This is a genomic window from Nocardia niigatensis NBRC 100131 (assembly GCF_000308655.1).
In the GTDB taxonomy this organism is placed as follows: Bacteria; Actinomycetota; Actinomycetes; order Mycobacteriales; family Mycobacteriaceae; genus Nocardia; species Nocardia niigatensis.
Map to the genome: position 1 here is coordinate 1 of NZ_BAGC01000066.1, position 7,485 is coordinate 7,485.

Here is a 7,485-nt window from a genome sequence, read left to right on the forward strand (position 1 = left end):
GGACAAGGTGCTCTGACCAGCACGAATCCGCTTGTCGGACAAGGTTGTCCACACATGTCACCGTTCTGAGGCATGCTGATCACGTGTTCGATGCCCATCTCCACATCTTCGATCCGCGGTTCCCGCTGGTCGAAAACGAGGGCTACCTGCCCGACCCGTACACCATCGCCGACTACCGCAAGCGCATGTCCCGCTTCGATATCGACGGCGGCGCGGTGGTCAGCGGGTCGTTCCAGGGCACCGATCAGAGCTATCTGCTGGCCGCCCTCGCCGAACTCGGCGAGGGCTGGGTCGGCGTCACCAATCTGCACGTGGACGCCAGTGACGCCGAGATCATCGAGCTGAACCGGGCCGGGGTGCGGGCCATCCGCTTCAACCTCAAGCGCGCGGGCGGCGACATCGTCGGACTGACCATGCTGGCCCTGCGGGCCTATGAACTGGCCGGCTGGCATGTGGAGCTCTACATCGACGGGTCCATGCTGGGCTCGCTGGAACCGGTCATCACCAAGCTGCCCAAGCTGTCCATCGACCACCTGGGCATGTCCGACGAATGCCTGCCCTACCTGCTCAACCTGGTCGATCGCGGGGCCAAGGTGAAGGCCTCCGGTTTCGGGCGGGTGGCGATGAATGTCGGTGCCGCCCTGCGCAAGATCCACACCGTCAACCCCGAGGCCCTCATGTTCGGCACCGACCTGCCGGGCACCCGGGCCGGGCGGCCGTTCCGCGACGCCGACCTCTCGCTGCTCGCCGACACTGTGGGTTCGGATCTGCACCGGGTGCTCGACGGCAATGCGCGCGCCTTCTACGGCCTGCCCGCCAAGGAGCGCCGCTTCGAGGATCCGAACGCGACCATGCGGATGACCGCGGGCGAACCGCCCACGCTGCGCCTGCCGCGCTCGGAACTCCCCGGGCCGCCGCCCCCGGATACGCTCCCCCTGCCGATCATCGATCGCTGATTCCACGGGCCACCCCCTGAGGGCCGTCGAGACTTCGCGTTATTGTCATACCGTCAACACCGGTATGTGAGCCGGTGCGCAGCATTCGACGACGAACCGAGGTAGGGCGTGAGCACTCCATCCACCGCCAAGCAGGGCCCGCTCGCGGGCATCCGGGTTGTTGAACTGGCCGGCATCGGCCCCGGTCCGCATGCGGCTCTGCTGCTCGCCGACCTGGGCGCGGACGTGGTGCGGGTGCAGCGCCCCAACCTGCTGCCCGGCTTCATGGAGCGGCCGCAGTGGCGTGGGCGCACCATCGTCGAGGCCGACCTGAAGAACCCCGACGACATCGAGAAGGTGCTCGGCCTCGTCGAGAAGGCCGACGTGCTGCTCGAGGGCTTCCGCCCGGGCGTCACCGAGCGCATGGGCCTGGGTCCCGACGTCGCGCTGGAACGCAACCCGCGCCTGGTCTACGGCCGCATGACCGGCTGGGGCCAGTTCGGACCGCTGGCCGACCGCGCCGGCCACGACATCAACTACATCTCGCTGACCGGTGTACTGAATGCCATCGGCCGCAAGGGCGAACGCCCGGTGCCCCCGCTGAACATGGTGGGCGACTTCGGCGGCGGTTCCATGTTCCTGGTCTTCGGCATCCTGGCCGCGCTGGTGGAACGCCAGAGCTCCGGCAAGGGTCAGGTCATCGACTCGGCCATGATCGACGGCGCGCTGGCGCTCTCGCACATGATCTGGGGCATGAAGGGCGTGGGCCTGTGGTCCGATGAGCGCGGCACCAACCTGCTCGACACCGGCATGGCCTTCTACGACACCTACGAGACCTCCGACGGCAAGTACATGGCCGTGGGCTGCATCGAGCCGCAGTTCTACGCGGAACTGCTGCGCGGGCTGGAGATCTCGCCGGAGGGCCTGCCCGCCCAGATCGACCCGGCCGGCCAGGACCAGCTGCGCAAGCTGTTCACCGAGAAGTTCAAGACCAAGACCCGCGACGAGTGGTGGGCGATCTTCGAGCACACCGACGCCTGCACCACCCCGGTCCTGACCTTCACCGAGGCCGAGCAGAACCCGCACATTCAGGCCCGCACCGGCCTCATCGAGATCGACGGCGTCGTGCAGCACGCCCCGGCCCCGCGCTTCTCGCGCACCCCGGCCGGCGTGCCCACCCCGCCGCCGAACGAGGCCACCCCGATCGAAACCGTCTGGGCGGATTGATCTTTCGCTGGACAGCCGAACGCCCCCGGTGGAATTCCACCGGGGGCGTTGACTTTTCCGATGCGGCTGGGGGCTCCCGGAATTACGGGGCGACGAGCTGGATGTCGAGCTCGATGGCGATCTTGTCGCTCAGCATGGCGTTGGGCATGCCCGGGGCGACGTCGAACTCGCTGCGCTTGATGGTGCCGGAGGCGGTGAAGCCGGCGTGCTCCTTGTTGTCCTGCGGGAAGACCTGCACGCCGCCCCACTCGACCTCGAGGGTGACGGGCTTGGTGATGCCGCCGATGGTGGCCTCGCCGGTGACCTCGAACTCCTCGGACAGGGCGACCGGCTCGGGGACGCGGAAGGTCAGGTGCGGGCGGTTGGCGACATCGAGGATGTCGGCGCTGCGGACGTGGCCGTCGCGCATCTCGTTGCCGGTGTCGAAGGAGTCGAAGTAGATGATGGCCTCGATGGCGGCCTCGCCGGCCTCGTTGACCACGAAACCGGTCTCGAAGCGGTTGAAGCGGCCGCGGACCTTGGAGATGCCCAGGTGCTTCACGGTGAAGTTGACCGAGGAGTGGGCGGCGTCCAGGGTCCAGGAGCCGGGGGCGAGGGTGGTCTGCTCGGAAGTCGTCATGTCTACAAGCTTAAGTGGACTCTGGTCCGTTTATCCACACCGTGGTTATCCTGGGACTGGCAGGGCGCGGATAACGGGACCAGGACCGGGCAGTATGGAAGAGTGTCCCGCACCGAATTCGCCGAGTTCCTGATCGCCCGCCGCGCGCAGCTGCAGCCCGAGGACGTCGGACTGCCCGCCGGCCGGCGACGGCGCACACCCGGCCTGCGCCGCGAGGAAGTGGCCGCGCTCGCCGGAGTCAGCGCGGACTACCTGGCCCGCCTGGAACAGGGCCGCGACACCAACCCCTCCACCGCCGTGCTGGCCGCCCTCGCGGAAGCCTTGCGGCTCAACGAGATCGAGAAGCACCACTTCGGCAATCTGGTCCTCGGCCTGGAACAGAAGGCGACCTGCCCGACCGCCGGGCAGGCCCGGGAGCAGGTCTCCGAAACCCTGCAGGCGGTCATCGACGCCCTGCAGCCGACGCCCGCGTTCGTGCTGGGCCGCTGGCTGAACTTCCTGGCCGGGAACCCCGCTTTCCGCGATTTCGCCGGACCCCTCGGCATGTTCGAGACGGAGACGGACAACAACCTCGCGCTCTACATCTTCACCCACCCGGCTGCCCGGAAGACCTTCCTGAACTGGCCCGACGCCGCCGATATGGCCTGTTCCGCGCTGCGCGCCGCCCAGACCCGCTTCCCCGAGGACCCGTCGGTCGAGGCCGCCATCGCCGCCCTGAGCCGCTACCCGGAGTTCGAGCGCCGCTGGCGCGAGCACCGGCTCACCAATTTCCACTCCCTGGTGCTGGAGATCCAGCACCCGCTGCGCGGCAAGGTCGAAGTCGAGGTGGAGAGCTTCGACCCGGCCGCCGACCAGACCGTCATGATCTGGCTGGTCGACCGCCGCAAGGCCGGCAGCCCCGGATTGAGGCTGGTCAACGAATAAAAACCGCAGGCCCCGGAGGTTTCGTTACCGCTGCCGCGACGGGTCCGGCGATCTACAGTTGACCCATGCCTCGGAATTGGCCGATGGTCGAACGGGAGAAAGAGCTCGAATCGATCAGGTCGGCGCTCACCGGCGAGGATTTCGTCGGTGCGGTGCTCACCGGTGACGCGGGGGTCGGCAAGACCACGCTGGCGCGACTGGCCACCGCCGCCGTCGGCGGCAATATCCGCTGGGTCGCGGGGACGGAATCAGCGCGCAGCATTCCCCTCGGAGTCTTCGCGCACATGGTCGGGGTGTACACCGCCCACGATCCGGTGACCTTCATGGCGGCCGCGCGCGAGGCGCTGCTCGCCGACGGGCACACCATCATCGGCGTCGATGACGCCCATTTGCTCGATCAGCTCTCGGCCACCCTGCTGCTGCAGCTGGCCATCGACAAGGCGGCCCGCATCGTGTGCACCGTGCGCAGCGGAGTACAGGTCCCCGACGCGGTGACCTCGCTGTGGAAGGACGGCCACCTGCTGCGCGTCGACCTCGAGCCGTTCAGCCAGCGGCAGAGCGTGGAACTGGTGGAATCCGTGCTGGGCGGACAGCTCGAGGGCTTCACCGCCAACCTGATGTGGGAATCCTCCGGCGGCAACGCGCTTTTCCTGCGGCACCTGGTCGAGGGCGCGCTGGAGGCCGGGACACTGCGGCAGGTCAGCGGGGTGTGGCAGCTGCGCGGGCGCGCCGCGGTCACCTCGGAACTGGCCGCGCTGCTGGAGGATCGGGTCGAACAGCTGCCCGAGTCGGTGCTGCGGGTGCTGGAACTGCTCACCTTCTGCGAGCCCATCGACCTGGACGTGCTGTCCGAACTCGCGGGCGAGGAAGCGGTGGAGTCCGCCGAATCACGCGGTCTCATCCGGATTGTCGAGAGCAGCCACCAGTTGCTGGTGCGCTACAACCATCCGCTGTTCGGCGAGGTGATCCGGCGGCGGCTGGGCATCGCGTCGGCGCGCCGGCTGCGCGGCCGGCTGTACTCCTCGCTCCGGGACCGGCCCATCAACTCCGCGTCCGAGCGCATCCGATTGGCCGAATTGGCCTTGGACAGCGATAAATCCGCGGATCTCGAGCTGTTCCTGGCCGCGGCGGCGAATGCCATCGCGCTGGCGAATCTGCCTCTGGGCGAACGGTTCGCGCGCGCGGCAGTGGAACGCCAGGGCGGCGTGGAGGCCGCCGACCTGCTGGCCCGCGCGCTGTTGTGGCAAGGGCATCGCATAGAGGCCGAGCGCACACTGGCCGGATTCGATCCGGATGAGATGAACGAGGTGCAGCTGGCACGCTGGGGCAGCACCCGGGTGTCGAACCTGTTCTGGTCCATGGGCGACGCGGATCGCGCCGAGACCGTGCTGGAATCGGTGCGCAAGCGGGTCACCCATCCGAAAATTGTTGCGACACTGGATGGTCTGGCCTCCGCATGCGCGGTCAACGAGAACCGGCTCGACGACGCGTTCACCCTCGCCGAGCCGGTCATGTCCGACCCGGACGCGCCACCGTGGGCGGTGTACTGGGCTGCCTTCGGGGGCGGGCTGGCCCTCGCGCTCATGGGACGCGGTGAAGCGGCCCGGCAGTACGCGGCCCGCTCGCACGCCGTGGAGTCCCACATCGACGGATTGAACCGATTCATGTCCACGCACGCGGAAGTGCTGGCCCTCACCTTCACCGGCGAGCTGGAAGCCGCGCGCCGATGCGCCAATACGCCCTACCCGTTCTCCTCCCCCGGGCAATATCTGGCCTGGGGCATGGCCAAGATTCTGCAGGGCACCGTGGACGTGGCGCAGGGCCAGTTCCCGCAGGGCATCGACAATCTCGAGCAGGCGCTCGCGGCGCTCACCACCGAGGGCAAGGCGGCCTGGATGTTCCCCGCCCAATTGCGGCTGGCGGAGGCGTACTCGGCCCTCGGGCGGCCCGCTGAGGCGGCGGAAGCCATTGCGGCGGCGACGCTCCGGGGCGGGCGGCACAGTGCCGTCTATGAACCGATGCTCGAGCTCGCGCGGGCCATGCAGGTGGCCGCCGAGGGCACCGCGACGCCGGCCGTACGGCTCGCGCTGGGGGCGGGGGACCTGGCCGCACGCACCCACCAGCACGCCATCGAGGCCATGGCGCTGCACGCCGCCGCCCGCTTCGGCGATCAGTCGGTCGCCGGGCGGCTGACGGATCTCGCGGCCCGCATCGACGGGCGGCTGGTACGGGTGCAGGCGCGGCACGCGGTGGCGGTCGCGGCCCACGACGGACCCGGATTGGACGCCGCCGCAGCGGAATTCGAGTCGATCGGGGCGCTGCTCTCGGCGGCCGACGCGGCCGCGCAGGCCGCCTCCGCGCACGAGCGGGCGGGCGATCGGCGGCGACTCCTGGAGTCCGCGGCCACCGCCAATCGGCTGGCGGCCGCCTGCGGCGGGGCCACGACCCCGGCGCTGCGGCAATCCGCGCAACCGCTGCCGCTGACCGTGCGCGAACGGGAGATCGCGAACCTGGTGGCGGCCGGACTGTCCAACCGGCAGATCGCGGACCGGCTGACGGTCTCGGTGCGGACGGTGGAGGGGCACCTGTATCGAGCGTGCATCAAGCTCGACGTCACCGATCGGGAGGCACTGGCGGAATTGATGCGCGGAGGGGCACATTCGGGCAAATCCTCGAGCTGACCCGGTCCGAGGATCGTCAACCACCACTACCAACGAGATGTGCGTGTCTCGCCACTCACCGACAGTGCCGTCGAGCCCCCTTCGAAACTGGAGCGGTCAGCTCCCAGTCGATTGACATCCCGCCAAATGTGAACCCAACGAGAGTCACACACTGGGAAGAGAGGGGGGAAATCCCGATGCGGGTGGAGTTTTCGGCGTGTGCAGACGTCCACCTCCGTGAGGAAAACTTCGCACCCCCTGATTCGACGCTCTGACCTGCGGAGCAGCCTCCCGCACCGGAGACGTGACAACGCCCGGGCGGTCACGGGTGCGAATAACCGGCACCGAGGGACGCTCTGCGGACCGATGAAACGAAATCTGTTTGGAAGGTGGGTATTTCGGCGTGCTTCGTCGACATCGTGAAGGTAAGAGCATCGTGGCTCGGCGAGCCATCGCCGTGGGCGCTGTTCCGCTGGCCCTGGCCGTCGCCTGCTCGAATACGAGTGACCGGCCCGCCACGGTGGCGCAGGGCAGCTCGACCCAGGCGGCCCCGCAGCCCGGCGGGAAGCAGGCATCGGGCAATACCGTTGGGCAGGAGGGGAATCCACAGTCCGGTGCACCCAACCAGGGCGAGTCCGCGACCGGAGACGTCCAGACCGGACCCCGCCTCGGCTCGGCCCAGCCGGGCGTCGCCCTCTCCGCCGGTGACCAGAACCGACCCGCCGCGCGCCCGAGCCTGGCGCAACCCGGCGTCACCGTGCCGAATCGTCCACTCCCGCAACCTCGGTCGCATCCGCAGGCCGACTACCCGATCCCGGCGAACTTCCGCCCGATCCCGAATCACGAGGCGGCCCCGGCCCTGGACCTGCAAATCCTGCACGCCCCCACCGTGGTCGACCCGGTCCTCCCGATCGCCCCGCCGCCAAGCACCGTCCGCATCGGCGACTTCAGCACCCCGGCCCCGGATCAGCTGCCCGACAACGTCCTCGACACCGTCAACGGCGTGGCCGCCGGCACCGAAGCGGGCCTGGCCACCGGCCTCAACTCCATCGGCGTGAACCCCAGCCGCTCCGACAGGATCGCGGCGGGCACCCTCGGCGGTGCGGCCATCGGCGCGGGG

The 7,485-nt window shown here is 69.1% G+C and carries 5 protein-coding genes and 1 pseudogene; 5 read left to right on the forward strand and 1 reads right to left on the reverse strand.

The window, feature by feature from the left end; translation table 11 throughout:
- The first annotated feature begins 83 nt into the window (after window positions 1-83).
- Window positions 84-956: an amidohydrolase family protein gene (locus ON33_RS28920; protein ID WP_040862289.1), complete on the forward strand. Its 873-nt coding sequence runs from the start codon at window positions 84-86 to the stop codon at window positions 954-956.
- Window positions 957-1,064: 108 nt separating this feature from the next.
- Entirely contained in the window at window positions 1,065-2,162 is a 1,098-nt protein-coding gene (locus tag ON33_RS28925; protein WP_040862290.1) for a CaiB/BaiF CoA transferase family protein, read from the forward strand.
- 82 nt (window positions 2,163-2,244) lie between these two features.
- On the opposite strand, the gene ON33_RS28930 is transcribed toward ON33_RS28925, so the two are convergent.
- The gene (locus tag ON33_RS28930; RefSeq protein ID WP_040862291.1) at window positions 2,245-2,781 is read right to left on the reverse strand and encodes a YceI family protein; all 537 of its coding nucleotides are present in this window, start codon (window positions 2,779-2,781) and stop codon (window positions 2,245-2,247) included.
- A gap of 102 nt (window positions 2,782-2,883) precedes the next feature.
- On the opposite strand from ON33_RS28930, the gene ON33_RS28935 reads away from it, so the two are divergent.
- The 3 genes and pseudogenes from ON33_RS28935 to ON33_RS38670 all read left to right on the forward strand — a co-directional run.
- Window positions 2,884-3,705 (forward strand): MmyB family transcriptional regulator, encoded by an 822-nt coding sequence (locus ON33_RS28935; RefSeq protein ID WP_040862292.1) that lies wholly within the window; start codon window positions 2,884-2,886, stop codon window positions 3,703-3,705.
- A gap of 65 nt (window positions 3,706-3,770) precedes the next feature.
- The gene (locus ON33_RS28940) at window positions 3,771-6,386 is read left to right on the forward strand and encodes a helix-turn-helix transcriptional regulator (protein WP_040862293.1); all 2,616 of its coding nucleotides are present in this window, start codon (window positions 3,771-3,773) and stop codon (window positions 6,384-6,386) included.
- 415 nt (window positions 6,387-6,801) lie between these two features.
- Window positions 6,802-7,485: pseudogene (locus ON33_RS38670) on the forward strand (hypothetical protein); the annotation flags it as partial.

Coding starts and splice junctions, on each gene's coding strand:
- ON33_RS28930 (WP_040862291.1), bottom strand. CDS start 2,781: ATGACGACTTCCGAGCAGACCACCCTCGCCCCCGGCTCCTGGACCCTG.
- ON33_RS28940 (WP_040862293.1), top strand. CDS start 3,771: ATGCCTCGGAATTGGCCGATGGTCGAACGGGAGAAAGAGCTCGAATCG.